Raw genomic sequence first — 25,695 nt, forward strand, 5'->3', positions numbered from 1 at the left:
AACGTGCGGATGAAAAGCATCGTACTCCCGACCTTGCTGTCCGCCCTGCTGGCAGCCACCCCGGCGTTTGCCGCGCCGGCCGTGCCGGCGGCGCTCGACAAGGCGGAAGAGCTGGCGGCGTTGCCGGGCGGCGGCTGGCTGGCACTCGACAAGCGCGGCCTGCGCCTGGTCGACGCCGACGGGCGCGAACGCGCCGTCATGGCCCTGCGCGGCGAGCAGCTCGATCTGCGTCCGCTTGACGGCGGAGCGCTGGCGATCGTGATCGACTCGAATGCCGAGCGCCTGCTGCCGGTGCGCGTCGACACCCGGGCCGGGACGCTGGTCGCGCTGCCGGCGCTGCCGGAAACCGGCTACGGCATCGAAGCCGCCTGCCTGTACCGTGACGCCCAGGGCCTCGACCATGTGTTCCTGGCGGCCAAGGACGGCCAGGCGCAGCAGTGGCTGCTGGGTGCCCCGAATCGTCCTGAGCATCGCCTGGTGCGGCGCTTGGCCCTGCCCCCCAGCGTCGAGCATTGCCGCGTCGACGATGCGCACGACACCCTGTTCGTGGCCGAGGAAGGCATGGGCGTGTGGGCCTACGGCGCCCAGGCCGAAGGTCCGCCGGCGCGCACGCCGGTGGCACTGCGCACGCCCCATGGCAAGCTGGCCGGCGAGATCGGCGCACTGGCCGTGCTGCCGGGCGGCCTGGCCGCCATCGACGACAAGGGCGACCTGGTGACCTGGCGTCGCGATGGCGGGCGCTGGCAGGCCTTGCGGCCCCGTGCGCTTGGCGCGGAGCAGCTGGTGGCGCTCGAACCATCGTCCGCGCGCCTGCTGGTCCGTACCGGCAAAGGCTGGCAGGCGCCTTCGCTCGGCTGGAAGGCCGGCACGGCGCCACTGCCTCCCCTGCCGACCGCGCTGCCGCGCATGCAGACCGAGCCGGTCGCACGTGCCGGCGACGCTGCCGACGATCCGGCCATCTGGGTCCACCCCACCGACCCGGCCCGTTCGCGCATCCTGGGCACCAACAAGAAGCAGGGACTGCTGGTGTACGACCTCCAGGGACGCCAGACCCAGCTGCTGGAATCGGGACGCCTGAACAACGTCGACCTGCGCCAGGATCTGCGTTTCGGCGCCGAACGCTTCGACCTGGCCGTGGCCACCCAGCGGGACGAGAACGCGATGGTGCTGTTCGCCATCAGCGCGCAGGGTGAGGTCAGCGAAGCGGCACGCCTGCCGACCGGCCTGGGCGACATCTACGGTACCTGCGTGTTCCGCAATGGCGAGGGCGGCCTGGACGCGTTCGTGAACGACAAGGACGGCCGCTACGAGCATTACCGGATCACCCGCAGCGGCGGCCGCTTCGGCGCCCGGCTGGCGCGCAGCTTCAAGCTGGCCACCCAGCCGGAGGGCTGCGTGGCGGACGACCGCAGCGGCCTGCTGTTCGTGGGCGAAGAACGGCGCGGCCTGTGGGTCACCTCGGCCCGCGCCGACCAGCCGGCGACATTGAAGATGGTACTGCCGGTGGGGCCGGTGCTGCATGCCGATGTCGAGGGCATGGGCATCTACCATGGCGCCGGCAAGAGCTATCTCGTGGTATCGAGCCAGGGGAACAACAGCTATGTGGTACTGGATGCGGCGGCGCCGTTCAGGGTGCGGGGCGCGTTCCGGATCGGGATGGATGCGGCCAATGGGATCGATGGCGCCTCGGAGACCGATGGGCTGGAGGTGACCTCGGCCAACCTCGGTGGGGTCTATGGGCGGGGGATGCTGGTGGTGCAGGATGGGTTCAAGCGGATGCCGGACGGGCCGCAGAACTTCAAGGCTGTGGCGTGGGAGGATATTGCAAAGGTGCTGAAGCTGGAGGATTGAGCGCTCTTCCGGCTCGATCCGGTTCGTCGTAGGCGCTACCCGCGCCTACGCCCCTCCGGGGACTACATCTTCACGCACTGGCGCAACTCGCACCGCGCCATGAACACTTTCCCACGCATCGTCCCGTCCTCGCAACGCATCCGGTACACCTCCACCGGACCCGCCTCGGTCACCAAGCCGGCGCCCTGCCCGCCCGTGCAGCCCTGCTGCTTCGCCATCTTCTCGACGGTCGCAGACGACACGCCCACCTTGAACGGCACGCGCTCGATCGGCGTACCGTTCGGGTCGACCAGGCCGGGCGCCGCCGGCTTGGCTGCCACAGCCGCCGGCACCGGTTCCACCTTGCCCTTGAACAGCGTACAGCCGCCCAGCAGGACGGCAACCAGCACGGAAACCAACACCGGGGCGCGATTCATGCGATCTCCGCTCAGAAAGTCAGGGTCTTGACGCCTTCAGGGGTGCCCAGCAGGCAGACGTTCGCGCCCGCCTTGGCGAACAGGCCGACGGCGATCACGCCGACGATCTGGTTGATCTGCTCTTCCATCGCCACCGGGTCGGTGATGGACAGGCCGACCACGTCGATGATCTCGCCGCCGTTGTCGGTGATGAAGGCTTCCTCGCTGCCCGGTTTCAGGCGCAGGCGCGGCTGGCCGCCCAGTTCCGCCAGCTTGCGCATCACGGCCGCGCGCGCCATCGGGATCACTTCGACCGGCAGCGGGAACTTGCCGAGGGTCTCGACCAGCTTCGAGCCGTCCGCGATGCACACGAATTTCTTCGATACCGACGCCACGATCTTCTCGCGGGTGAGCGCGGCACCGCCACCCTTGATCATCGCGCCGGTGGCGGTGATTTCGTCCGCGCCGTCGATGTAGACCGCCATCGAGCTCACGTCGTTCAGGTCGAACACCGGAATGCCATGGCCGCGCAGGCGGCTCGCCGTCGCTTCGGACGAGGCCACGGTGCCCTTGATGCGGTCCTTGATCTTGGCCAGTTCGTCGATGAAGAAGTTGGCCGTCGAGCCGGTACCGACGCCGATGATTTCGCCGTCCACCACGTAGTCGATCGCGGCGCGCGCCACGGCTTGCTTGAGTTCGTCCTGGGTCATGATGCTGTCAGTGAGATAAAAAGGAAGCCGCCATTTTAACGGAATGGCCCGATCACCCCGCAAAAACGACGCTTCGTCGCACGGTTTCGCCAGTCAATGCACTGTGCATTGCCAAGGTGTTATCTGTACAGCACACTAAGTCTTTCCGTGGGCAAAAGAACAGCACAATGAAACTCTTGACGAAGAAGCGCATGGCGATCGCCGCCGGGGTGATCGTGGTGGGTGGCGCGGCCGCCGCATGGCTGGTGCCCAAAGGCGAGCCGCAGGTGCCGCCGTCGAAATACCGCACCGCGGCGGTCGACATGGGCGCCATCAACCAGACCGTCACCGCCACCGGCACCATCAATCCGGTCGCGCTGGTGAACGTCGGCTCCCAGGTGTCCGGCACCGTCGTCGAGCTGAACGCGGACTTCAACGACCGCGTGAGCAAGGGCCAGGTGCTGCTCAAGCTCGACCCGACCATCTTCAATGCCCAGATCCGCCAGGCCGAAGCGAGCCGGGCTTCCGCCCTCGCCAACCTGAAGCTGGCCCAGGCGAACTTCCACCGCAACCAGCAGCTCGTCACGCAGAACTTCGTCTCCAGCGTGGCCCTGGACCAGAGCCGCCGCGAGGTGGACGTCGCCAAGGCCAACGTGCAACTGGCCGAAGCCCAGCTCGCGCGTGCGCAGGCGGACCTGAACAACAGCGTGATCCGCTCGCCGATCGACGGCGTCATCATCAAGCGCACCATCGACCTGGGCCAGACGGTGGCGGCCTCGTTCAACACGCCGAACCTGTTCCAGATCGCGCGCGACCTCACCAAGATGCAGATCGACACCAGCGTGTCGGAAGCCGACGTCGGCGCCCTGAAGGATGGCCTGCCGGCGCGCTTCGTGGTCGACGCCTACCCGGATCGGGAATTCCACGCCACCATGCGCCAGTTCCGCCTGGCCGCCAACGTGGTGCAGAACGTCGTCACCTACAACGTCGTGCTCGATGTCGACAACAAGGACGAGATGCTCAAGCCGGGCATGACGGCGCAGGTGCGCCTGGTCGTGGCCAACCGCCCGAACGTGCTGCGCATCCCGACCACCGCGCTGCGCTTCCAGCTGCCGGAAGAGGAGCAGGAAAAGCTGCGCAAGAAAGAAGCCGAGAAGGCCGGCAAGAATGGAAACGTCAAGCAGGTGGCACAGAAGCCGGCGGCGCCGAGCCAGGATGACGACCTGGCCTTCCGCACCGCCAACGAGACCGCGCGCCAGTACAAGGTGTACCGGCTGGATCCCAAGAACCAGCCGCAGCCCGTCGACATCCGCGTCGGCCTGTCCAACTTCCGCTATACCGAAGTGGTGTCGGGTGAGCTGAAGGCGGGCGACCAGGTCGTCACGCGCACGCTGGCGCAGCCGAAAGAGGACATGTGAGCGCTGATTTGACATCTTCCCTGATCGACATCCGCGGCGTCACCAAGACCTACGTCAGCGGCACCATCGAAACCCGGGTACTGCACGGAATCGACCTGCAGGTGGCGCGCGGCGACTTCGTGTCCATCATGGGCCAGTCAGGCTCGGGCAAGTCGACCCTGATGAACATCCTCGGCTGCCTCGACCAGGCCACCGGCGGCACCTACCTGCTCGACGGCGTGGATACGCTATCGCTGTCACGCGCCCAGCTGGCCGACATCCGCAACCGCGCCATCGGTTTCGTGTTCCAGAGCTTTAACCTCATCAAGCGGATGAGCGTTGCCGAGAACGTGGCGCTGCCGCTGATCTATGCGGGCTGGGGCCGCGGCAAGGCGCACGCCCGCGCGCTGCAGGAACTGGAACGCGTCGGCCTTGGCGCGCTGGGCAAGCGCACCCCGAGCCAGCTCTCCGGCGGCCAGCAGCAGCGCGTGGCCATCGCCCGTGCCCTTGCCACCGATCCGCCGCTGCTGCTGGCGGACGAGCCGACCGGCAACCTCGATACCCAGACCAGCGACGACATCATGTCCAGCTTCCGCGAGCTGAACAGGGAGCGCGGCATCACCGTCGTGCTCGTTACCCACGAGGCCGACGTCGCCGCCTACAGCCGCCGGCTGGTGCGCCTGAAGGACGGCCGCGTGCTGTACGACGGACCGTCCGGGGAAGGTCTGCGCCAGCTGAACGCCAGCCACATGGAGGTGCCCGCATGAACTTCATCCAGGTACTGATCGAATCCTTCCGCTCGATGGCGGCCAACCGCCTGCGCACGGCGCTGACCATGCTCGGCATCGTCATCGGCATCGCCTCCGTGGTGCTGCTGCTGGCCATCGGCGACAGCATGCAGCGCTTCATCGGCAAGGAGCTGCAGCAGCTGGGCACCAACATGCTGTACGTGTTCCCCGGCGGCGACCGCACCACCGCCCAGCGCGCCCGCGCCGGCGCGGTGCCTTCGCTGTCGATCCATGACGCGCAAGCGCTCAATGAACTGCCCAGCCTGACCGGCGCGGCGCCGGCCCTGCAGGGCAGTTTCAAGCTCAGCGCGGGCAACGAGAACCTGAACAGCCAGGTGCATGGCGTGACCCCGGCCATGTTCAAGATCCGCAACTGGAAGCTCGACCAGGGCAACCTGTTCAGCGAAGCGGACGTGCGGGCGTCGGCGCGCATGGTGGTGATCGGCCAGAAAGTGGCGGACCAGTTCTTCTACAAGACCGATCCGCTCGGCCAATACATCCGCATCGAGAACGTCGCCTTCCAGGTGATCGGCGTGCTGGCCGGCGAAGGCAAGCAGATCGACGGCTCCGACATCTCGGAATTCGTGCTGATACCGATTACGGCGGCCAGCGCCAACCTGATCAAGATGCCCTTTCCGCAGAACGTGCACTACATCGCGGCCCAGGGAAGGCCCGACATGTCGCTCAAGGAGGCCGAAGAAGACGTCAAGGAGACCCTGCGCGCCCGCCACCGCATCCGCCTCGACAGTCCGGACGATTTCAAGGTGCAGAACATGGCCTCGTTCGCGGAAACCGCCAACACGATCAGTGCCGGCGTCGCCCTGCTGCTCGGCCTGATCGGCGCGATCTCGCTGCTGGTGGGCGGCATCGGCATCATGAACATCATGCTGGTGTCCGTGACTGAACGGACGCGTGAGATCGGCATCCGCATGGCGATCGGCGCACGGCCCGGCGCGGTGCTGCTGCAGTTCCTGGCGGAGTCGGTGGTGATCTGCGTGGCAGGTGGCCTGGTAGGTGTGGCGATCGCGGCAGGCGGTGCGGCGGCGATCACGGCGACCGGCAAGTTCGATGTGTTCCTGACCTTCCAGGGGGTGCTGGTGGCCTGCGGCTTTGCCACGGCGGTAGGCGTGTTCTTCGGCTTCTATCCGGCGCGCCGGGCGTCGCGGCTGCTGCCGGTGGATTGCTTGCGTTATGAGTGAGACTGTCGCGGCTGATAGTGAAATCACTGGATGACCCGCTGAACATCGAGACGCCGCACACAGGCCACATTACATTTTGTCTAAACATGTGTCTCGGTTCTTCGGCTATCATCCCGGCGCCCGGAATCGCAGCCCTTGGCGCTAATGACCTGGGTGACGAACAAGAATAGGGATCAAGAAGAAGGAAAGCAAAGAAATGGACAAGCCATTCGATGCGGCCGCCCGATTGAAGGTCAGCTTGGTGGCATTTGCCGTACTCGCCTGCGCTTCGACCGCAACGATTGCCGCGGGCCCGGAGCCTTCGAAGCCGGAGGAGGCTGGGACTGCCGACCTGCAATTGGAGGAGCAGGCGCCGGTCAAGATCCATCGAAAGATCAATCTCGGCGACCTGCCCTACAAGCCCTTCTTCAGCATCCAGACCTATCTGCAGTCGCTGTTGCCGCCGGAACCGCGCTCGATCGACCTGCTGGGGCGGGTCCACTTCGTCGCCAAGAGCGAAGTCGAAAAAGACCTGTTCGCGCCGGAGTCCTGGGCAGTCGCCGTCGTCGGAAACGACCTCGACCAGGTCGTTCCCGTCCATCGCGGCGGCTATTTCCTGCTGCCGGAAGTAAAGCTGGGCATGCTGGAACTGGGCACCATCATGTTCAACACCCAAACCCAGAAGGGCAAGATGAGCGTCGCGTGGAAGGTTCGGATTCCGCACACGCAAGCGCTCTCGTATGCGGAATTCGCGAAGGCGCTCGAGGAAGTCGCTTTTGTCCAGCGACAGATTCCCACCTACCGCTACGACCTGCGCGAGATTCGCCGCCACGGCCACAATGCCTTGCGGGCCTGCTTCCTGAACGGTCAAGGACGCATCGAGGTCGACGGCCGGCCCGCCCCGACGATTCCCGACGGCGCTTGCCAGGTCCTGAAATACGACCCCGCCGTCGCGCGCGCAGGCTTGGCGCAGATCGCCTTCGTCGGAAAACTCGACCTCGTGACGCTCAAGGAAGTGGTCAGCGGCGACTAGCCAGCCAGCGGCCCGGTCCGCGATGCAGGTTGCCACGGTCCGCCGGATTGTCGAGGAAGGGTGCGAGCACACGCTCGTACAGCGCCACGCTGTCCCGATAGCGCCCCTGGCGCATGGCGCCCGGCTTGCGCAGGAACTTCAACACGAAATAGTCGGCCAGCAGGTCGCCCTGCGCCTCCATGTTGTAGTCGGAAAGAAGCGCGTCCTCGTGCAAGGTATAGGCATAGGACAGCCCGATGCGCACCGCCCCGCGCAAGCGCACCGGGTAGCCCAGCTGGTGCTGCCACACATGCACCATCTCATGCATGAACCAGTGAATGGCGCCGGGATCGCCGCGCGTGTAATCGGGAAGAAAGCAGGACCGGTGAAAGTACATGCTGCCGTTCGGCGTCATGCAGCAGTTCTTCGGCTGGAAAGGCATGTAGCGCCGGCCGTGAATACGGACGCGGCTGTAGTCGATGGCGTCGCGGAACAGCAGCGACGCCATCGCGATCTCGTTCTCGGTCAGGGGCCGGGAACGAGGGCGTTGTTTCATTAAACGCTCAGGCAGCCTCAGTTACCGCTGAGCGCGGAAGCCGCTCGCGCCAGTTCGGTGATCCCGGCCCAGTCGCCAGCGGTGATCAGGTCCTTCGGCGTCAGCCACGAACCGCCCACGCAGGCCACGTTCTTGCAGGCCAGGAACTTCGGCGCCGTCTCGATCGAGATGCCGCCGGTCGGGCAGAAGGTCACGTCCGGCAGCGGGCCGGCGATGGCGTTGAGCATGCCCACGCCGCCCGCCGGCACCGCCGGAAACAGCTTGAGCTGCTTGAAGCCGTGCTCGCGCGCCGCCATCACTTCGGACGGCGTCATCACGCCCGGCAGCAGCGGCAGGCCGCTCTTCTTGGCCGCTTCGATCATGGTCGCGGTCAGCCCCGGCGAGACACCGAACACGGCGCCCGCATCGCGCGCCGCGTCGAATTCGTGCGGCTGGGTCAGCGTGCCCACGCCGACGATCGCGCCTTCGACCGTGCTCATGTCGCGGATCGCCTGCAGGCCGTGTTCGGTGCGCAGCGTCACTTCCAGCACGCGGATGCCGCCGGCCACCAGGGCCTTGGCCAGCGGGACGGCGTGGGCCGGGTCGTCGATGGCGATGACGGGGATGACGCTCGCCGAGCGCATGATTTCAAGTAAGCTCATTTGTCCCATTATTTCTGCGTCCTAAAGAGAAAGTCTTCGTCCGAACCGGGCATGCCTTCCTCGGGATGCATGCCTTCGTGCAGCGGTACGGTGGTAGGAATCGGCGACGGCAGCGGGAAGGTGGAGGCGCCCTCCTCTGCCGGGCTCGAATTACTGCGGAACATCGCGAACAGTTCACGCCCCATGCCGATGTGGCTCTTCGACAGGTCGGCCGTCGCCATGCTGCGCGATGCCCACACCTCGTCCGCCACCAGCGCCTCCAGCGAGCCGTTGGCCGCATCGACGCGGATGATGTCGCCGTCGCGCACCAGGCCGAGCGGGCCGCCGGCCAGGATCTCCGGCGACACGTGGATCGCCGCCGGCACCTTGCCGGAAGCGCCCGACATGCGGCCGTCGGTGACCATCGCCACCTTGAAGCCGGCATCCTGCAGGTTCGACAGCGCCGGGGTCAGGGCGTGCAGTTCCGGCATGCCGTTGGCGCGGGGTCCCTGGAAGCGGATCACGGCCACGAAGTCGCGGTTCAGCTCACCGGCCTTGTAGCGCACCATGAAGTCTTCCTGCGAGTCGAAAGTGATGGCCGGCGCCTCGATCAGGTGGTAGTCGGGCTTGACCGCCGAGATCTTCATCACGGCGCGGCCCAGGTTGCCCTGCACCAGCACCATGCCGCCGTTGTTCGCGAACGGATTGCTCGCCGGGCGCAGCACCGCTTCGTCGCCGCTCTTCTCCGGCACGTCGCGGAACACGACCTTGCCGTCCTCGCCCAGGAACGGCTCCTTGCAGTGGGCGCGCAGGCCGCGTCCGAGGATGGTGTTGACGTCTTCGTGGGCCAGGCCGGCATCCAGCAGTTCGCGGATCACGAAGCCCGGGCCGCCGGCGGCCTGGAAGTGGTTCACGTCGGCTTCGCCGTTCGGGTAGATGCGGGTCAGCGACGGCACCACTTTCGACAGCTCGTCGAAGTCGTTCCAGTCGACCACGATGCCTGCGGCGCGCGCGATGGCGATCAGGTGCAGGGTGTGGTTGGTCGAACCGCCGGTCGCGTGCAGCGCGACGATGGCATTCACGATGCTCTTCTCGTCGACGATGTGGCCGATCGGCATGTACTGGCCGCCCTGCTGCGAGATGGCGACGGCCTGCTGGCTTGCCGCGCGGGTCAAGGCATCGCGCAGCGGCGTGCCCGGGGTGATGAAGGCGGCGCCCGGCATGTGCAGGCCCATCATCTCCATCAGCATCTGGTTGCTGTTGGCGGTGCCGTAGAAGGTGCAGGTACCCGCGCCGTGGTACGACGCCGATTCGTTCTCCAGGAGTTCCTCGCGGGTGGCTTCGCCCTTGGCGTAGCGCTGGCGGACGGCCGCCTTTTCCTTGTTCGAGATGCCCGAGGTCATTGGGCCGCCCGGCACGAAGATGCCCGGGATGTGGCCGAAGTGCAGCGCGCCGATCAAGAGGCCCGGCACGATCTTGTCGCAGATACCCAGGTAGAGGGCCGAGTCGAACATGTTGTGCGACATCGCGACGGCGGTCGCCATGGCGATGGTGTCGCGCGAGAACAGCGACAGTTCCATGCCGGGCTGGCCTTGCGTCACGCCGTCGCACATGGCCGGCACGCCGCCCGCGAACTGGGCCACGGCGTCGACTTCGCGCACGGCCTCCTTGATCACCTGCGGGAAGTACTCGAAGGGCTGGTGCGCCGACAGCATGTCGTTATAGGACGAAACGATGGCCACCGACGGTTTCTTGTATTCCTTGAGCTTGAGCTTGTCGTTGGCCGGGAAGGCGGCGAAGCCGTGCGCGAGGTTGGTGCACGACAGCGACCCGCGCTGCACGCCCTGGACGCGGGCGGCCTCCAGGTGCGCGAGGTAGGCTGCGCGCGAAGGACGGCTTCGCTTGATGATCCGGTTGGTTACCTGTTCGACTACGGGGTGCAGCGCCATGATCGTTCCTTCGTAAATTTGGTATCTGAAATTTTACTACGGATTTGAAAGGGGTGCAGCAGGTGGGGTATTCTTGATCCGAGCCCGGCAGCCGACATAGCGGCAACACGGTGATTCTCGTAGGGTGGACGGGTGGCCCGCCCACGCCGTCAACGCATTGCAACTATGCCGCGCGCCTCTCGATCCGCGAACGCCTGCTGGACCGCGTGGGCAGGAAACCTGCCCACGCTACGGAAAAACCGACAAGATTTTATGTAGTGAATTTACGCACGCATCCTGTATTATTCGATAATCTGCTATTGCCAACATTGTCTCATCGACACCGCTCATCGACACTGACCTTATGCGCCAGCCAACCCTGACCAGCACCGCCAGCTTCCACGCCCTCGAGAACCACGCCCAAGACGCCGAAGACTGGCTGATGCGCGACCTGTTCGCCGCCGACCCGCAGCGTTTCGAGCGCATGTCCGTGGAAGCGGCGGGGCTCTTCCTAGACTATTCAAAAAATCGCCTCGACGGGCGCACGCTTGAACTGCTGGCGGCGCTTGCGCGCGAGCGTGGCGTGGAAGAGCGCCGCGACGCCATGTTCGCAGGTGAGCGCATCAACAACACCGAAAACCGCGCCGTCCTGCACACCGCCCTGCGCGCCCCGCGCGGCAACCAGCTGGTGGTCGACGGCCAGGACGTGAACGCGGACGTCCACGCGGTGCTCGACCGCATCCGCAGCTTCACCGATGCCGTGCGCAGCGGCGAATGGCTGGGCCATACCGGCAAGCCGATCACCGACATCGTCAACATCGGCATCGGCGGCTCGGACCTGGGCCCGAAGATGGTCGTGCTGGCCCTGCGCCACTACGCCCATCCGCGCCTGCGGATGCACTTCGTGTCGAACGTCGACGGCCACGACATGGATGCCGCCCTGTCCCAGGTGAATCCGGAAACCACGCTGTTCATCGTCGCCTCGAAGACCTTCACCACCGCCGAGACCATGATGAACGCGCAGACCGCGCGCGCCTGGTTCCTGAACAATGCGCCGGAAGAGGCGCTGGCCAAGCACTTCGTCGCCGTCTCCACCAACACCGAGGCGATCAAGGCCTTCGGCATCGATCCGAACAACATGTTCCCGTTCTGGGACTGGGTCGGCGGCCGCTACTCGGTATGGTCGGCAATCGGCCTGTCGGTCGCACTGGCGGTCGGCTTCGGCTACTTCTCCGACTTCCTGGGCGGCGCCCATGAGATGGACCAGCACTTCCGCACCGCCCCGGTCGAGCAGAACATGCCGATGCTGCTGGCCCTGGTGGGCTTCTGGAACCGCGAATTCCTCGACGCGCATTCGGTCACGATCGCGCCCTACCACCAGGACCTGAACCGCTTCCCGGCCTACCTGCAGCAGCTCGACATGGAGAGCAACGGCAAGTGCGTCACCCGCGACGGCGACCCGGTCGATACCCCGACCTGCCCGGCGATCTGGGGCGAGCCCGGCACCAACGGCCAGCACGCCTACTTCCAGCTGCTGCACCAGGGCACCGACCCGACCCCGATCGACTTCATCGCGGCCCTGCGTCCCGCCCACGAGATGGAACACCACCATACGGCCCTGCTGGCGAACTGCTTCGCCCAGTCGGAAGCCTTCATGAAGGGCAAGACCATCGACGAGGTGCGTGCGGACCTGCAGGCGCAGGGCCTGGCGCCGGACGAAGTCGAGCGCCTGGCGCCGCACAAGACCTTCCCGGGCAACCGCCCGAGCAACACCATCCTGATGGAACGCCTGACCCCGGCCACGCTGGGCGCCCTGATCGCCCTCTACGAACACAAAACCTTCGTGCAGGGCGTGATCTGGAACGTCAACAGTTTCGACCAGTGGGGCGTTGAGCTGGGCAAGGTGCTGGCGAAGAAGATCGAAGCCGAGCTGGCGGGCGAGCCGCAGCCGGCGAACCACGACAGCTCCACCAACGGCCTGATCGCCCGCGCCAAGGCCGCTTTCTAGGCAAACCCGGAACCCAACCTGACACACACATGGCAAGCGATAAATTCGAAGTGGTGCACGACGCGCCGATGCTCGTCGGCGAAGCAGCAACCTGGCACGAGGTCGAGTCGGCGCTGTACTGGGTGGACATCAACGGCCACACGGTCAACCGCGTGCACCCGGCCAGCGGCAAGTTTTCGTACTGGAAGATGGGTTCGGAGCCCTCGGCCCTGGGCGTCGACGGCGACAACAACCTGATCGTGTCCCTGCGCTCCGGCCTGATCTGCCTGAACACGACCAGCGGCAAGGAAACGCCGATTGCCGATGCGCCCTACGATACGGCGATCGTCCGCTTCAACGACGGCCGGGTGGACCCGGCGGGCCGTTTCTGGGTCGGCACCATGTACGAGCCGCGCGACAAGCCGGCGGCCGAGATGTACGTGCTCGAGCACGGCCAGCTGCGCCGCGCCTGGGCGGGCGGCATGACCAACTCGAACGGCCTGGCCTGGAGCCTGGACGGCCGCACGATGTTCCATGCCGATACGACCACGCACCGGATCGACTGCTACGACTATGACCCGGCCACTGGGGAACACTCCAACCAGCGCAATCTGTTGACCTTCCCGCTAGATAAGTCGGCCGCGGATTACGGCGGCCGGCCGGACGGGGCCACGGTCGACAGCGAAGGCGCTTACTGGGTGGCGATGTTCGAAGGGGGGCGCGTGCTGCGCATCTCGCCGTCGGGCGAGATCCTGCGCGAGATCGCGCTGCCGGTGCGCTGCCCGACCTCGGTGGCCTTCGGCGGACCGGACCTGCGCACGCTGTACATCACCAGCGCCAGCCATGGGCGTTCGCTTGAAGAGCTGGCGCGCTATCCGCTCAGCGGCAAGGTGCTGTCGATCCGTGTCGATGTCGCGGGGCGCGAAGAGCCGGAATATCGTCCGTAGGGTGGGCGGCTTCGCCGCCCACGCGGTGACAGTTTGGATATGATCAGCCGCACAGGCTACAGTGCCGTGATTTGACCGCGTGGGCGGGAGACCCGCCCACCCTACGGCATTCAACGCCGCGTGATCTCCCGCACCTTCGCCATGAAGTCCACCAGTCCGTAGGGTGGGCGGCTTCGCCGCCCACGCGGTGACAGTTTGGATATGATCAGCCGCACAGGCTACAGTGCCGTGATTTGACCGCGTGGGCGGGAGACCCGCCCACCCTACGGCATTCAACGCCGCGTGATCTCCCGCACCTTCGCCATGAAGTCCACCAGCGCGAACGGCTTGATCATCAGGTGCATTCCCTCCAGCCCCTCCTCCGGCGGCGCCGACTCGGCATAGCCGGTAATCAGGAGCACCGTCGTCTCCGGGTCATCCGCCAGCGCCGCCTCGGCCAGCTGGCGTCCGTTCATCCCGCCCGGCAGCCCGATGTCCGTCACCAGCAGGTCGACGTGGTCGATGTGGCGCAGCTTGGCCAGCGCGGTGCTGGCATCGCCCGCCTCGAAGATCGTGTGGCCGGCCTCGCGCAGCACCTCGGACAGGACTTCCCGCAGCGATGCTTCGTCGTCCACCAGCATGATGGTCAGCTCGCGCTGGGCACCTCCCTCGTCCGGCACCGCGACCTTCACGCGCGGCTCGGGCATCTCGCCGGTGAAGCGCTCCAGGTCGATGTGCACTGCCGTGCCCTCGCCCGGTCTTGAGGCGATGCTCACGTGCCCGTTGCTCTGCTTGACGAAGCCGAACACCATCGACAGCCCCAGTCCCGTCCCCTGCCCGATCGGCTTGGTGGTGAAGAAGGGCTCGAAGGCGCGTGCGGCGGTCTGCTGGTCCATGCCGCTGCCGTTGTCGATCACGCTGATGCGCACGTGGCCGTTCGACGCCAGGCCGGAAGCTTGCACCCGATTGTCCGGTTCCAGGTCGATCGTGCAAATCTGGAGCCGGCCGCCCTTCGGCATCGCATCGCGCGCATTGATGGCCAGGTTGAGGATCGCGTTCTCGAGCTGGTGCGGGTCGCAGTGGGTCACCCGCCAGCGGCTGTCGAGCAGGAAGTCGACGTCGATGCCCGGTCCGACGGTACGCGTGACCAGCTCGGCCATCGAGGCGACCAGGTCGTTGACGTCGGTCGGCCTGGGCTCGAGGGTCTGGCGGCGCGCGAAGGCCAGCAGGCGGTGGGTGAGCGTGGCCGCGCGCTGGGCGGCCTGCTGGGCGCCGTCCAGGTAGCGCGGCAGCTGCGCCACGCGGCCGGCGTTGAAGTGGAAACGTCCCAGCTCGAGGTTGCCGACCACCCCGGCCAGCATGTTGTTGAAGTCGTGCGCCAGGCCGCCGGTAAGCTGGCCGATGGCTTCCATCTTCTGTGCCTGGCGCAGGGCTTCCTCGGCCTGGCGCAGCGCTTCCTGACCCTGCTTTTCCTCGGTGACGTCACGTCCCGCCATGAACAGCAGGCGGCCCTGCGGCACCACGGTCCAGGACAGCCAGCGGTAGCTGCCGTCGCGATGGCGGCTGCGGATTTCATAGCGGGTGACGGTCTTGCCGGCTGCCAGTTGTGCAATGACGCCTGCCAGCTCCTCGAGCTGGTCGGGGTGGGCGAACTCGGCAAACGGCGTGGTCTGCAACTCCTGCTCGGTCCAGCCCAGCGCTTCCGTCATCGCCGGATTGCAGCTGACAAAGTAGCCGTCGATCGACGCGACTGCCAGGATCTCCTGCGCCATGTCCCACAGCCGGTCGCGCTCGGCAGTCCGCTCTCCCAGCAGCGTCTCCAGCTGCCTGTTGGCCTCGCGCAGCGATGCTTCCGCCCTCGCGCGCTCGACCGCGTTCCAGACGCGCTCCGCCACGTCTTCCACGAGCTCGACTTCGTAAGGCGTCCAGGCGCGAGGCTCATGGTGGTTGACGACCAGGATGCTGGTCAGGCGACCTCCGCGCAGCACCGGCACGCTGATCTCGGCACGCGTATCCACGGCAAGGAAGCTGGCGACAGTGGACGGCTCCGACCGGCCCAGCTCGGCCGGGATGTCGGCATGGATGCTGGTCCTGCCCGAGCGCAGGTGCTCGAATACCTGGGTACCGAACTCGGTCGTCCTGAACGGCCCGATCAGCTCGGCCATCGGCACGGCCGTATAGTTGGTATGGAAGAAACCGCGCTCGCCATCGTCGGCGATTTCGCCGAACAGCACGCGTCCAACGTCCAGCTCCTGACCCAGCAACTGGCTGGCGCGCCGCATCACTTCGCGGGTATCCGATTGGCCGCGCAGCTGGTCCGCCATTGCCACCTGGAAAGCCAGCCGGCGCTCGGTGGTGACGCGGCGTGTCGTGTCCGTCCCCATGCCGTACAGCCCGACGATGCGGCCGTCATCGGCATAGATAGGCGAATACGAAAACGTGAACCAGGTCTGCTCGTGGCGACCGTTCCTGAACATCACGAGCGGCATGTCCTCGATGTAGATGGATTCGCCCGCAAGTGCCCGGGCAATGAGCGGTTCGAGCTGTGGCCACAGCTCGGGCCAGACTTCGCTGAACGGCCGGCCGAGTGCGGACGGGTGTTTGTCCTGCAAGAACTCCACATAAGGCTGGTTGTACAGCAGGCCCAGCTCGGGTCCCCAGAACACGAACATGGCATGCCTGGCATCCAGCATCAGGCGCACCACGGTACGGATCGCCGGCGGCCAGGTGTCCGGTGCGCCCAGCACCGACGACTCCCAGTCGTGCTGGTGCAGGCGGGTGCGCAGTTCGTCGGACCACGTGGACAGGGGAGTAGAAAACATCTGAACTTTCTGAAATAGACTGGCCAGCCGAAGCAGCCTGACAAGTGCTTTTGTGACATTGTAACGTCGCTCCCTGAGATCGGCGGTTTCACCAGGGCGGCGCAGCGCCCGCTTCGCCCCGGATGTGGCAACATGGCGCAAGCCATGGCAGGGCTTGCGTAGTAAATTTACTTGCAAGGTCAATATTTATGTAGTAAATTTACAATCGCGCTCTAATCCCTTTTTTGCACCGATACAGACTATGGCCCTTTCCGATTTCGACCTCGTTTTCTTTGGCGGCAGCGGCGACCTTGCGATGCGCAAGCTGCTCCCCGCGATGTACGCGCGCGACGTCTGCAACGACCTGCCCGACACGGCCCGCATCATCTGCGTGGGCCGCGACGAATCCACGCAGGAAGACTTCCTCCAGTTCATCGAGAAGAACTCGAAGCCGCACATCAAGGAAACGCCGCTCGATGAAACCTGGGCCAGGTTCCTCAAGCGCATCGTCTACGTGTCGCTGAACGCCACCGACGTGTCCACCTTCGGGCCGCTGGTCGAGGCGCTGCGCAAGGACGATGCGCTGACCCGCGTGTACTATCTCGCGACTCCGCCGCATTTGTTCGCGACCATCTGCGACAACCTGGCGGAAACGAAGCTGGTGTCGCCGAACTCGCGCGTGGTACTGGAAAAGCCGCTGGGCCGCGACCTGGCCTCCGCCAAGCAGATCAACCTCGACGTCGGCAAGGTCTTTGCCGAATCGCAGATCTACCGGATCGACCACTACCTGGGCAAGGAGACCGTGCAGAACCTGCTGGCCCTGCGCTTCGGGAACATCCTGTTCGAGCCGCTGTGGCGCCGCGAGTGGATCTCGGACGTGCAGATCACCATCGCCGAGAAGATCGGCGTGGGCAACCGCCTCGGCTACTACGACACCTCGGGCGCGCTGCGCGACATGCTGCAGAACCACCTGCTGCAGTTGCTGTGCATCGTCGCCATGGAGCCGCCCACTTCGATCGCACCGGACGCCGTGCGTGACGCCAAACTGCAGGTGCTGCGCTCGCTGAAGCGCTTCACCCCGACCACGCTGGCGCAGAACATCGTGCGCGGCCAGTACCGTTCCGGCCACATCGACGGCCAGGCGGTGCCGGGCTACCGCGACGAGCCGGGCGCGCCGAAAGGGTCGAAGACCGAAACTTTTGTCGCCATGAAGGCCGAGATCGACACCTGGCGCTGGGCCGGCGTGCCCTTCTACCTGCGCACCGGCAAGCGCATGGCCGACCGCCTGGCCGAGATCGTGGTGCGCTTCAAGCAGATCCCACATTCGATCTTCAACCAGCCGAACTCGAGCTTCCAGCCGAACAGCCTGGTGATCCGCCTGCAGCCGGACGAGGGCCTGTCGATGAACCTGATGGCCAAGACGCCGGGCGACTCGATGCGCCTGAAGCAGGCCGAGCTCGAACTCGATTTCCGCGAGCAGTTCACCAGCCCGCGCATGGAAGCCTACGAGCGCCTGCTGGTCGACGTGCTGCGCGGCCAACTGACCCTGTTCATGCGCGGCGACGAACTGGAAGCGGCCTGGGAATGGGTCGAACCGATCCTCACGCACTGGGAACAGGACGACACCACGCCGGTGCCCTACACCTCGGGCACCTGGGGCCCGGCCGCTTCGAGCGCGCTGATCGGCCGCGATGGGCTGCAGTGGCGCGAAGAAGTGCTGCCGGAAGACGACTGATCCACGACGCACCGACGATCATGCTGCTCGATTCCATCCGCACCCAGCTCGACTCGCTCTCGAAATCCGAGCGCAAGGTGGCGCTCGCCGTGCTGGCCGCGCCATCCGTCACGGTGAGCCAGAACATCACGGCGCTGGCCAAGAGCGCCCAGGTGTCGGAACCGACCGTGGTGCGCTTCTGCCGCACCCTCGGCTACGACGGCTGGCACGAGTTCAAGCTCAAGCTGGCCCAGGGCCTGGCGCTGGCGCTGCCGGGGGCGAACGAGCAGCCGGCGCCGGACGACCTGGCGGCGGACCTCGTGAACAAGATCTGCAGCCGCTCGATCAACACCCTGCTCGACCTGCGCAACAACCTGAAACCGGAACTGGTCCAGAAGGCGCTCGACATCCTGTCTCGCGCCAACAAGATCGAGTTCTACGGCCAGGGCTCCTCCGGCTTTGTGGCGGCCGACGCCCAGCACAAGTTCTTCCGCTCGGGCGTGCCGACGGTGGCGTATACCGACCCGGCGATCCACTCGATCGCAGCGGCCCTGCTACGCCAGGGCGATGCGGTCGTGGCGATTTCGCAGCGCGGCAACAATCCGGCGCTGACCCGCTCGGCCAAGCTGGCGCGGCGCGGCGGGGCCGACGTCATCGTGCTGGCCCCCTCGGGCACACCGCTGGCGGAGATCGCGACCCTGTTCATCCCGATCGACCTGGTGTTCGCGATCGACCCGTACACGCCGATCTCGGCGCGCCTGGCCTACCTGGTCGTGATCGACGTGCTGGCCGTGGGCCTGGCCCTGCAGCGCGGGCCGGAGTTCCGCAAGAAGATGCAGAACGCGCAGAGGGCCCTGCAGGAATTCGACATGCAGTTCGATTCCTTCATCGGCTGACGTTCGGCCAGGCAGCGGCCGAGCGAGCGACGCCAACCAGTGGCAGGTGTAAAATACCGGGTTTCGACAGTCACCCGGTTCCCTGCCATGCACATCAATCCCGAACGCAGCTCCCGTCCCGACTACGCCCTGCTGGAGCGCCAGGTCGAGAGCGTCCTCGAAGGCGAGCGCAATCTCATGACGAATGCGGCGCAGTTCTCCGCCCTCGTCTACGACACCCTGGCCGACCTGAACTGGGCCGGCTTCTACTTCACCGTTCCGGCCCGCAAGGGCGACGGCCAGGACCTGCTGGTCGGCCCCTTCCAGGGCAAGCCGGCCTGCGCCCGCATTCCTTTCGGCCGCGGCGTCTGCGGCACGGTCGCCGTCGAGCGCAAGACCATCGTCGTGCCGGACGTGCACGCCTTCCCGGGCCACATCGCCTGCGATTCGGCGTCGAACTCGGAAATCGTGATCCCGCTGATCAAGGATGGCGAGGTGGTGGGCGTATTCGACATCGACAGCCCGCTACTCAACCGTTTCTCCGAAGAAGACCGTGAAGGGCTGGAGCGCATGCTCGCCGCCTTCATGGACGGCACCGATTTCTCCTGATTTTTCTACTTTGGCCCCCACCATGAACCAACTCGAACAACTCAAGCAGTACACCACCGTCGTCGCCGACACCGGCGACTTCCAGTCGATCAAGGCCTACGCCCCGCAGGATGCGACCACCAACCCGTCGCTGATCCTGAAGGCCGTGCAGAAGCCGGAATACCGCCCGCTGCTGGAAAAGGCCGTTGCCGACGCCAACGGCGCATCGATCGACGCCATCGTCGACAGCCTCCTGATCGCCTTCGGCGTCGAGATCCTGAAGTACGTGCCGGGCCGCGTCTCGACCGAGATCGATGCCGCCCTGTCCTTCGACACCGAAGCCACCGTCGCCAAGGGCCGCGAGCTGATCGCCCTGTACGAAAAGGCCGGCGTATCGCGCGAACGCGTGCTGATCAAGATCGCCTCGACCTGGGAAGGCATCCGCGCCGCCGAGATCCTGGAAAAGGAAGGCATCCACTGCAACCTGACCCTGCTGTTCTCGCTGTGCCAGGCCGTCGCCTGCGCCGAAGCCGGCGTCAAGCTGATCTCGCCGTTCGTGGGCCGCATCTACGACTGGTACAAGAAGTCGACCGGCCTTGAATACCAAGGCGCCGACGATCCGGGCGTGCAGTCGGTCAAGCGCATCTACCAGTACTATCGCAAGTTCGGCTACGACACCGAAGTGATGGGCGCGAGCTTCCGCAACACCTCGCAGATCCTGGAGCTGAGCGGTTGCGACCTCCTGACCATCTCGCCGGACCTGCTGCAGAAACTGGCCGATACCGATGCGCCGGTGGAACGCAAGCTGGTGGCGGACGCCAACGCCGACATCGAGAAGATCGCGATCGACGAGAAGAGCTTCCGCTTCATGCTGAACGAAGACGCGATGGCGACCGAGAAGCTGGCGGAAGGCATCCGCGCCTTCGTGGTCGACTCGATCAAGCTGAAGAAGATGATCGAAGAACTGATGAAGTAAAAACAAAACGCGCTTTCAAAGCGCGTTTTTTGTAGGGTGGGCGGATTTCCGCCCACGCGGTGACAGTTGAATTCGTTCTGTCGCGGCAGTGCTGGCGATCGTTGAACGCGTGGGCAGGAGACCTGCCCACCCTACAAAACCAGGTCTCAGCTGGCCCTGAGGCCCGCCAGGTAGGTATCGATCACGGTCCCGCCCAGTTCCCGCAGGTCGAACATGGTCGGCTCGAAGATCCAGTTGCGGATCAGGCCGTCGACCATGATCCAGCCGCCCTGCGCGGCCGCCAGCGTGCCGACGTCCGGACGCAGCATGCCTTTTTCCTTGGCCTGCTTCAGGTGCCCTTCCATCCGCTCCTGCCACAGGCCGATCGATTCGCGCCGGCGTGCGCGTACCGAGTCGACCTCGTCGATGAATTCCGTCTTCAGCGTGGCGATCTCGAACACGCGGCGCGCCTTCTCATCCTCGACCACGATCCGCAGCACCGTCATCATGTCGTCGCGCAGGCACTGCAGCGGATCCTTCACGTCGCGCTCGTGGTCCAGCTGCTGCATCGCCTCGTCCATCGGCAATTTCGCGCGGTCGAACATGGCATTGAAGAGCGCGCCCTTGTCCAGGAAATGCCAATAGATCGCGCCGCGCGTCACGCCCGCGGCCGTTGCAATATGCTGTAAAGTTGTCCTCGATACGCCTTGTTGGGCGAACAATCTTTCAGCAGCGTCAAGGATGCTGTCGCGGGTCGCCGCAGCTTCCGCTTTCGTTTTACGTGCCATTTTTTTACGCCCCTGCCATTTGCAGGGGCTCTCCAGCAATAAACATACAGCCGTGATAGTATATAAAACTGTTCGTAAAAGCCAGTGACAATTCGTGCGTGGTCGGAAGGTCTGCGCCGGGTGTCGAAACAACAATGAGAAGGAAGCACACGTAATGCGCTCAGACCATTCCTCCCACTCCACGTCCTTTCCGCTTGGCCGCATCGCCGCAGGCACGCTGGTGGCCATCGCCCTGTTGTCGGGCTGCGGCAAGAAAGAGGCTCCGGCTGCTGGCGGCCCGGGCGGCGGCATGCCGGCGCCGGAAGTCGGCGTCATCACCACCAAATATGAACCGGTGGCGCTGTTGACCGAACTGCCGGCCCGTGCCGAGCCGGTGCGTACCGCCCAGGTTCGCGCGCGCGTCGACGGCGTGGTGCTCAAGCGCCTGTTCACCGAAGGCAGCGAAGTCAAGCAGGGCCAGTCCCTGTTCCAGATCGACCCGGCGCCGTACCAGGCGCGCCTCGCCGCGGCCCAGGCCGACGTCGGCAGCGCCCAGGCGACCCTGAACCAGGCCGCCGCCCAGGCCGAGCGCTACAAGCCGCTGGTGGAAGCGAACGCCATCAGCAAGCAGGAATACACCAATGCCGTCGCCGCCCAGAAGCAGGCCGAAGCGGCCCTCGCGGCTGCCCGCGCCCAGGTGCGCATCGCCCAAATCAACTCCAGCTACGCCAATGTCGCTGCCCCGATCTCGGGCCGCATCGGCCGCGCGCTGGTGACCGAGGGCGCGCTGGTATCGGCGGCCCAGGCCACCGAACTGGCGTTGATCCAGCAGACCAACCCGATGTACCTGAACATCACCCAGTCGGCCACCGAACTGCAACGCCTGCGCAAGCAGGCCGGTGGCGGTTCCAAGGATGCGCCGGTGAGCGTGATCCTCGACGACGGCACCGAACTGGCTACCAAGGGCCGCCTGCTGTTCTCGGACGTCACGGTCGACCCGAGCACCGGCCAGGTCACCCTGCGTGCCCAGGTCCCCAACCCGGACAACAGCCTGCTGCCGGGCCAGTACGTGCGCGTGCGCCTGGCCCAGGCCGAGGTCCCGAACGGCATCGTGGTACCGCAGCAGGCCGTCACCCGCGGCGGCCCGCAGGGCGACACCCTGATGGTCGTCGGCCCGGACAACAAGCCGGCCCAGCGCACCGTCAAGATCGCTTCGCAGCAGGGTTCCAGCTGGGTCGTCACCGAAGGCCTGAAGGAAGGCGAGCGCGTGATGGTCGATGGCTTCCAGAAGCTGCAGATGCTGCCGCCGGGTACCCCGGTCAAGCCGGTGCCGTGGCAATCGTCGTTGGCTGGCACACCCGCACCGGCCACTGCCGCCGCTGGCGTCGCCGCCGCCGAAACGGCCGGCCAGGTCCCGGCCTCGGCGCCATCCGGCTCCAGCACCAGCGCCACCCCGGCCGCCGGTACGCCGCGCCGCTAAGGCAGTAAAAGAACAGGAATATTGCAATGGCACGTTTCTTCATTGACCGCCCTATTTTCGCCTGGGTGATCGCGCTGTTCATCATGGTGATCGGCGCGGTCTCGATCACCCAGCTGCCGGTTGCCCAGTATCCGAACGTGGCTCCGCCATCGATCGTGATCAATGCCGCCTATCCGGGCGCCTCCGCACAGACCCTGGAAGACTCGGTCATCTCCGTCATCGAACGCGAGATGAACGGTTCGCCGGGTCTCGTCTACATGGAATCGAGCAGCACCGCCAACGGCAGCGGCTCGATCACCCTGACTTTTGAAACCGGCACCAACCCCGAGCTTGCCCAGGTGGACGTGCAGAACCGCTTGTCGCGCGCGGCCCCGCGCCTGCCGGCGGCGGTGAACCAGCAGGGCGTGCGCGTCGACAAGGTGCGCGCGAACTTCCTGCTGTTCACCATCCTCTCCTCCAGCGATCCGCGCTGGGACCCGATCGCGCTGGGCGACTATGCCTCGCGCACGGTCCTGCCTGAAATCCAGCGTATCAAGGGCGTCGGTACCGCGCAGCTGTTCGGTACCGAGCGCGCCATGCGCATCTGGATCGACCCGGCAAAGCTGGTGGGCTTCCGCCTGTCCCCTGGCGACGTCAACAACGCAATCCGCAGCCAGAACGCCCAGGTGGCATCGGGCACCATCGGCGAACTGCCGCTCGCCAAGGGCCAGGAAATCACCGCGACCGTGGTCGTGACCGGCCAGCTCTCCACCGTCGAACAGTTCGGCAACATCGTGCTGCGCGCGAACCCGGATGGCTCGACCGTCCGCCTGAAGGACGTGGCCCGCATCGAAATCGGCGGCCAGGCCTATGGCACCTCGGCGCGCCTGAATGGCCAGCCGTCCACTGGTATCGGCGTGCAGCTGGCGCCGTCGGGCAACGCCCTCGAGACCGCACGCCTGGTGCGCGAACGCGTGGAAGAACTGTCGAAGTTCTTCCCGCCGGGCATGAAGGCCACCATTCCCTTCGACAGCTCGAAGTTCATCGACATTTCGATCGAGCAGGTGCTGCATACCCTGGTCGAAGCCATCGTGCTGGTGTTTCTGGTGATGTACCTGTTCCTGCAGAACTTCCGCTACACGATCATCCCGACCATCGTGGTGCCGGTCGCCCTGCTCGGTTCGCTGGCCACCCTGCTGGCGCTGGGCTACTCGATCAACGTGCTGACCATGTTCGGCATGGTGCTGGTGATCGGCATCGTGGTCGACGACGCCATCGTGGTCGTCGAGAACGTCGAGCGCATCATGTCCGAAGAAGGCTTGCCGCCCCTGCAGGCCACCCGCAAGGCCATGGGCCAGATCTCGGGCGCGATCATTGGCGTGACCGTGGTCCTGATGTCGGTGTTCGTGCCGCTCGCCTTCTTCGGCGGCGCCGTGGGTAACATCTACCGCCAGTTCGCGGTCGTCATGGTGTCCTCGATCGCCTTCTCGGCCTTCCTGGCGCTGTCCTTGACGCCTGCCCTGTGCGCGCACCTGCTCAAGCCGGTCGAAAAGGGACACCACCACGACAAGCGCGGCTTCTTCGGCTGGTTCAACCGCAAGTTCGCCAGCACCGCCAAGAACTACGAAGGCTGGGTCGGCAAGATCATCCGCGGCTCGGGCCGCGCGCTGGTCGCCTTCGTGCTGCTGACCGGCCTGGTCGGCCTGCTGTTCACCCGCATGCCGAATTCCTTCCTGCCGAACGAAGACCAGGGCTACGTGATCGCCAACATCCAGCTGCCGCCGGGCGCGACCCTCGAACGCACCAACGAGGTGATGCGCACGGCCGAGAACTTCATCATGAAGCAGCCGGAGGTGGCCAACATGGTCAGCGTGCTGGGCTTCTCGTTCTCGGGCGCCGGCCAGAACATGGCGCTGGCCTTCATCCCCCTGAAGGATTGGGACGAGCGCAAGGGCGAGAACTCGAGCGCCCAGGCCGTCGCCGGCCGCATCATCGGCGGCCTGTCGGGCGTGCGCGATGCCTTCATCTTCGCACTGTCGCCGCCGCCGATCCCGGAACTGGGCCGCGGCACCGGCTTCAGCTTCCGCCTGCAGGACCGCGGCGGCAACGGCCACGACGCCCTGCTGGCGGCCCGCAACCAGCTGCTCGGCATGGCGGCGCAAAGCCCGATCCTGACCGGCGTGCGTCCGGAAGGCCTGGAAGACGCGCCCCAGGTCAGGCTCGACATCGACCGCGACAAGGCGCAGGTACTGGGCGTGTCGTTTGATGCGATCAACACCGCGATCTCGACCGCGCTGGGTTCGTCCTACGTGAACGATTTCCCGAACGCCGGCCGCCTGCAGCGCGTCGTGGTGCAGGCCGAGGCCAGCGCCCGCATGCAGCCGGACGACCTGCTGCGCCTGAACGCCCTGAACGCCCAGGGCCAACCGGTGCCGCTGTCCTCGTTCGCCACCACCAGGTGGGTGACCGGTCCGATGCAGACCCTGCGCTACAACGGCTATCCGGCGATGAGCATCTCGGGCGACGCCAAGCCGGGCTATTCGACCGGCGACGCGCTGGCCGAGATGGAGCGCCTGGCAGGCCAGCTGCCGGCCGGCTTTGCCTTCGAGTGGACCGGCCAGTCGCGCGAAGAACAGCTTTCGGGCGGCACCATGGGCATCCTGATGGCCTTCTCGCTGCTGGCGATCTTCCTGGCCCTGGCCGCGCTGTATGAAAGCTGGTCGATCCCGGTGTCGGTGCTGCTGGTGGTGCCGCTCGGTATCCTGGGCTCCGTGCTGGCGGCCATGATGCGGGGTTACCCGAACGACGTGTACTTCAAGATCGGCCTGGTGACCATCATCGGCCTGGCGGCGAAGAACGCGGTGCTGATCGTCGAGTTCGCGAAGGACCTGCAGGCGCAGGGCAAGTCGCCGATGGAAGCGGCGATCGAGGCGGCGCACCTGCGCTTCCGCCCGATCATCATGACCTCGCTGGCCTTCATCCTCGGCGTGCTGCCGCTGGCGATCGCGGGCGGCGCCGGCTCGGCATCGCAGCGCGCGATCGGTACCGGCGTGATGGGCGGTATGATTACGGCTACCACGCTCGGCGTGCTGTTCGTCCCGCTGTTCTTCGTGGTCGTGCGCAAGATCTTCAAGGGCAGCAAGCGCCAGCACGAGATGTATGCGCACACCGAAGGCACCGCACCGGCAGTCGAAGGAAAACAACCATGA

At 65.9% G+C, this 25,695-nt stretch carries 20 protein-coding genes; 13 read left to right on the plus strand and 7 right to left on the minus strand.

Annotated features, from left to right (window positions below):
* Positions 1-9: 9 nt before the first annotated feature.
* Positions 10-1,851 (plus strand): phytase, encoded by a 1,842-nt coding sequence (locus tag MA09_RS14890; RefSeq protein ID WP_051933460.1) that lies wholly within the window; start codon positions 10-12, stop codon positions 1,849-1,851.
* Between the two features lie 62 nt (positions 1,852-1,913).
* Here the strand turns inward: MA09_RS14890 and MA09_RS14895 are convergent, their stop codons facing one another.
* Positions 1,914-2,267 (minus strand): hypothetical protein, encoded by a 354-nt coding sequence (locus MA09_RS14895; RefSeq protein ID WP_036249809.1) that lies wholly within the window; start codon positions 2,265-2,267, stop codon positions 1,914-1,916.
* 11 nt (positions 2,268-2,278) lie between these two features.
* Positions 2,279-2,956 carry a ribose-5-phosphate isomerase RpiA gene (gene rpiA / locus MA09_RS14900; RefSeq protein ID WP_036249811.1) on the minus strand — a complete coding sequence of 226 codons (678 nt, stop codon included), beginning with the start codon at positions 2,954-2,956 and terminating at the stop codon, positions 2,279-2,281.
* Between the two features lie 167 nt (positions 2,957-3,123).
* Between rpiA and MA09_RS14905 the strand changes: the two genes are divergently transcribed.
* The 4 genes from MA09_RS14905 to MA09_RS14920 all read left to right on the plus strand — a co-directional run bounded on the left by MA09_RS14905 (position 3,124) and on the right by MA09_RS14920 (position 7,331).
* Positions 3,124-4,353, plus strand: a complete 1,230-nt coding sequence (locus MA09_RS14905; RefSeq protein ID WP_036249812.1) for an efflux RND transporter periplasmic adaptor subunit — start codon at positions 3,124-3,126, stop codon at positions 4,351-4,353.
* Positions 4,350-5,099, plus strand: coding sequence for an ABC transporter ATP-binding protein (locus tag MA09_RS14910; RefSeq protein ID WP_307183911.1), 750 nt, complete (start codon positions 4,350-4,352; stop codon positions 5,097-5,099). Before MA09_RS14905 ends, MA09_RS14910 begins: the two co-directional genes overlap by 4 nt.
* Positions 5,096-6,319, plus strand: a complete 1,224-nt coding sequence (locus MA09_RS14915; protein WP_036249826.1) for an ABC transporter permease — start codon at positions 5,096-5,098, stop codon at positions 6,317-6,319. Before MA09_RS14910 ends, MA09_RS14915 begins: the two co-directional genes overlap by 4 nt.
* 196 nt (positions 6,320-6,515) lie before the next feature.
* On the plus strand, positions 6,516-7,331 hold the full coding sequence (locus tag MA09_RS14920) for a hypothetical protein (RefSeq protein WP_036249840.1): 816 nt from the start codon (positions 6,516-6,518) through the stop codon (positions 7,329-7,331).
* Here the strand turns inward: MA09_RS14920 and MA09_RS14925 are convergent.
* The 3 genes from MA09_RS14925 to edd are packed head-to-tail and all read right to left on the minus strand — an operon-like array spanning position 7,318 to position 10,435.
* Positions 7,318-7,866 carry a hypothetical protein gene (locus MA09_RS14925; RefSeq protein ID WP_036249845.1) on the minus strand — a complete coding sequence of 183 codons (549 nt, stop codon included), beginning with the start codon at positions 7,864-7,866 and terminating at the stop codon, positions 7,318-7,320. The two genes, MA09_RS14920 and MA09_RS14925, sit on opposite strands and share 14 nt — an antisense overlap.
* Before the next feature lie 17 nt (positions 7,867-7,883).
* Entirely contained in the window at positions 7,884-8,507 is a 624-nt protein-coding gene (gene eda, locus MA09_RS14930; protein ID WP_036249848.1) for a bifunctional 4-hydroxy-2-oxoglutarate aldolase/2-dehydro-3-deoxy-phosphogluconate aldolase, read from the minus strand.
* 8 nt (positions 8,508-8,515) lie between these two features.
* On the minus strand, positions 8,516-10,435 hold the full coding sequence (gene edd / locus MA09_RS14935) for a phosphogluconate dehydratase (protein ID WP_036249851.1): 1,920 nt from the start codon (positions 10,433-10,435) through the stop codon (positions 8,516-8,518).
* Positions 10,436-10,778: 343 nt separating this feature from the next.
* Here edd and pgi point away from each other — a divergent pair, with 343 nt between their 5' ends.
* Together pgi and MA09_RS14945 are read left to right on the plus strand one after the other, a co-directional pair.
* The gene (gene pgi, locus MA09_RS14940) at positions 10,779-12,422 is read left to right on the plus strand and encodes a glucose-6-phosphate isomerase (protein WP_036249859.1); all 1,644 of its coding nucleotides are present in this window, start codon (positions 10,779-10,781) and stop codon (positions 12,420-12,422) included.
* 29 nt (positions 12,423-12,451) lie between these two features.
* Entirely contained in the window at positions 12,452-13,348 is an 897-nt protein-coding gene (locus MA09_RS14945) for an SMP-30/gluconolactonase/LRE family protein (protein WP_036249861.1), read from the plus strand.
* A 272-nt stretch (positions 13,349-13,620) separates the two neighbouring features.
* Here the strand turns inward: MA09_RS14945 and MA09_RS14950 are convergent, their stop codons facing one another.
* Positions 13,621-16,149, minus strand: coding sequence for a PAS domain-containing protein (locus tag MA09_RS14950; RefSeq protein WP_051933462.1), 2,529 nt, complete (start codon positions 16,147-16,149; stop codon positions 13,621-13,623).
* A gap of 241 nt (positions 16,150-16,390) precedes the next feature.
* Here MA09_RS14950 and zwf point away from each other — a divergent pair, with 241 nt between their 5' ends.
* The 4 genes from zwf to tal all read left to right on the plus strand — a co-directional run bounded on the left by zwf (position 16,391) and on the right by tal (position 20,281).
* Entirely contained in the window at positions 16,391-17,863 is a 1,473-nt protein-coding gene (zwf, locus tag MA09_RS14955) for a glucose-6-phosphate dehydrogenase (protein ID WP_036249864.1), read from the plus strand.
* Positions 17,864-17,883: 20 nt separating this feature from the next.
* Positions 17,884-18,738 carry an SIS domain-containing protein gene (locus tag MA09_RS14960; RefSeq protein WP_036249867.1) on the plus strand — a complete coding sequence of 285 codons (855 nt, stop codon included), beginning with the start codon at positions 17,884-17,886 and terminating at the stop codon, positions 18,736-18,738.
* 87 nt (positions 18,739-18,825) lie between these two features.
* Positions 18,826-19,326, plus strand: coding sequence for a GAF domain-containing protein (locus MA09_RS14965; protein WP_051933463.1), 501 nt, complete (start codon positions 18,826-18,828; stop codon positions 19,324-19,326).
* Between the two features lie 22 nt (positions 19,327-19,348).
* A complete protein-coding gene (gene tal / locus MA09_RS14970; RefSeq protein WP_036249869.1) occupies positions 19,349-20,281 on the plus strand; it encodes a transaldolase in 933 nt (310 codons plus the stop codon).
* 146 nt (positions 20,282-20,427) lie between these two features.
* Here tal and MA09_RS14975 read toward each other — a convergent pair whose 3' ends face one another.
* Entirely contained in the window at positions 20,428-21,276 is an 849-nt protein-coding gene (locus MA09_RS14975; RefSeq protein WP_373887849.1) for a TetR family transcriptional regulator, read from the minus strand.
* On the opposite strand from MA09_RS14975, the gene MA09_RS14980 reads away from it, so the two are divergent.
* Entirely contained in the window at positions 21,203-22,507 is a 1,305-nt protein-coding gene (locus MA09_RS14980) for an efflux RND transporter periplasmic adaptor subunit (RefSeq protein ID WP_036249871.1), read from the plus strand. The two genes, MA09_RS14975 and MA09_RS14980, sit on opposite strands and share 74 nt — an antisense overlap.
* A 26-nt stretch (positions 22,508-22,533) precedes the next feature.
* Positions 22,534-25,695, plus strand: coding sequence for an efflux RND transporter permease subunit (locus tag MA09_RS14985; RefSeq protein ID WP_036249872.1), 3,162 nt, complete (start codon positions 22,534-22,536; stop codon positions 25,693-25,695).

It is taken from the genome of Massilia sp. BSC265 (assembly GCF_000740675.1).
Lineage (GTDB): Bacteria > Pseudomonadota > Gammaproteobacteria > Burkholderiales > Burkholderiaceae_D > Telluria.

What these genes read in the sequence shown, in the direction of transcription:
- MA09_RS14890 (WP_051933460.1), top strand. Translation starts at nt 10, where the DNA reads ATGAAAAGCATCGTACTCCCGACCTTGCTGTCCGCCCTGCTGGCAGCC.
- MA09_RS14895 (WP_036249809.1), bottom strand. Translation starts at nt 2,267, where the DNA reads ATGAATCGCGCCCCGGTGTTGGTTTCCGTGCTGGTTGCCGTCCTGCTG.
- rpiA (WP_036249811.1), bottom strand. Translation starts at nt 2,956, where the DNA reads ATGACCCAGGACGAACTCAAGCAAGCCGTGGCGCGCGCCGCGATCGAC.
- MA09_RS14905 (WP_036249812.1), top strand. Translation starts at nt 3,124, where the DNA reads ATGAAACTCTTGACGAAGAAGCGCATGGCGATCGCCGCCGGGGTGATC.
- MA09_RS14915 (WP_036249826.1), top strand. Translation starts at nt 5,096, where the DNA reads ATGAACTTCATCCAGGTACTGATCGAATCCTTCCGCTCGATGGCGGCC.
- MA09_RS14920 (WP_036249840.1), top strand. Translation starts at nt 6,516, where the DNA reads ATGGACAAGCCATTCGATGCGGCCGCCCGATTGAAGGTCAGCTTGGTG.
- MA09_RS14925 (WP_036249845.1), bottom strand. Translation starts at nt 7,866, where the DNA reads ATGAAACAACGCCCTCGTTCCCGGCCCCTGACCGAGAACGAGATCGCG.
- eda (WP_036249848.1), bottom strand. Translation starts at nt 8,507, where the DNA reads ATGAGCTTACTTGAAATCATGCGCTCGGCGAGCGTCATCCCCGTCATC.
- edd (WP_036249851.1), bottom strand. Translation starts at nt 10,435, where the DNA reads ATGGCGCTGCACCCCGTAGTCGAACAGGTAACCAACCGGATCATCAAG.
- pgi (WP_036249859.1), top strand. Translation starts at nt 10,779, where the DNA reads ATGCGCCAGCCAACCCTGACCAGCACCGCCAGCTTCCACGCCCTCGAG.
- MA09_RS14945 (WP_036249861.1), top strand. Translation starts at nt 12,452, where the DNA reads ATGGCAAGCGATAAATTCGAAGTGGTGCACGACGCGCCGATGCTCGTC.
- MA09_RS14950 (WP_051933462.1), bottom strand. Translation starts at nt 16,149, where the DNA reads ATGTTTTCTACTCCCCTGTCCACGTGGTCCGACGAACTGCGCACCCGC.
- zwf (WP_036249864.1), top strand. Translation starts at nt 16,391, where the DNA reads ATGGCCCTTTCCGATTTCGACCTCGTTTTCTTTGGCGGCAGCGGCGAC.
- MA09_RS14960 (WP_036249867.1), top strand. Translation starts at nt 17,884, where the DNA reads ATGCTGCTCGATTCCATCCGCACCCAGCTCGACTCGCTCTCGAAATCC.
- MA09_RS14965 (WP_051933463.1), top strand. Translation starts at nt 18,826, where the DNA reads ATGCACATCAATCCCGAACGCAGCTCCCGTCCCGACTACGCCCTGCTG.
- tal (WP_036249869.1), top strand. Translation starts at nt 19,349, where the DNA reads ATGAACCAACTCGAACAACTCAAGCAGTACACCACCGTCGTCGCCGAC.
- MA09_RS14980 (WP_036249871.1), top strand. Translation starts at nt 21,203, where the DNA reads ATGCGCTCAGACCATTCCTCCCACTCCACGTCCTTTCCGCTTGGCCGC.
- MA09_RS14975 (WP_373887849.1), bottom strand. Translation starts at nt 21,276, where the DNA reads ATGGCCACCAGCGTGCCTGCGGCGATGCGGCCAAGCGGAAAGGACGTG.
- MA09_RS14985 (WP_036249872.1), top strand. Translation starts at nt 22,534, where the DNA reads ATGGCACGTTTCTTCATTGACCGCCCTATTTTCGCCTGGGTGATCGCG.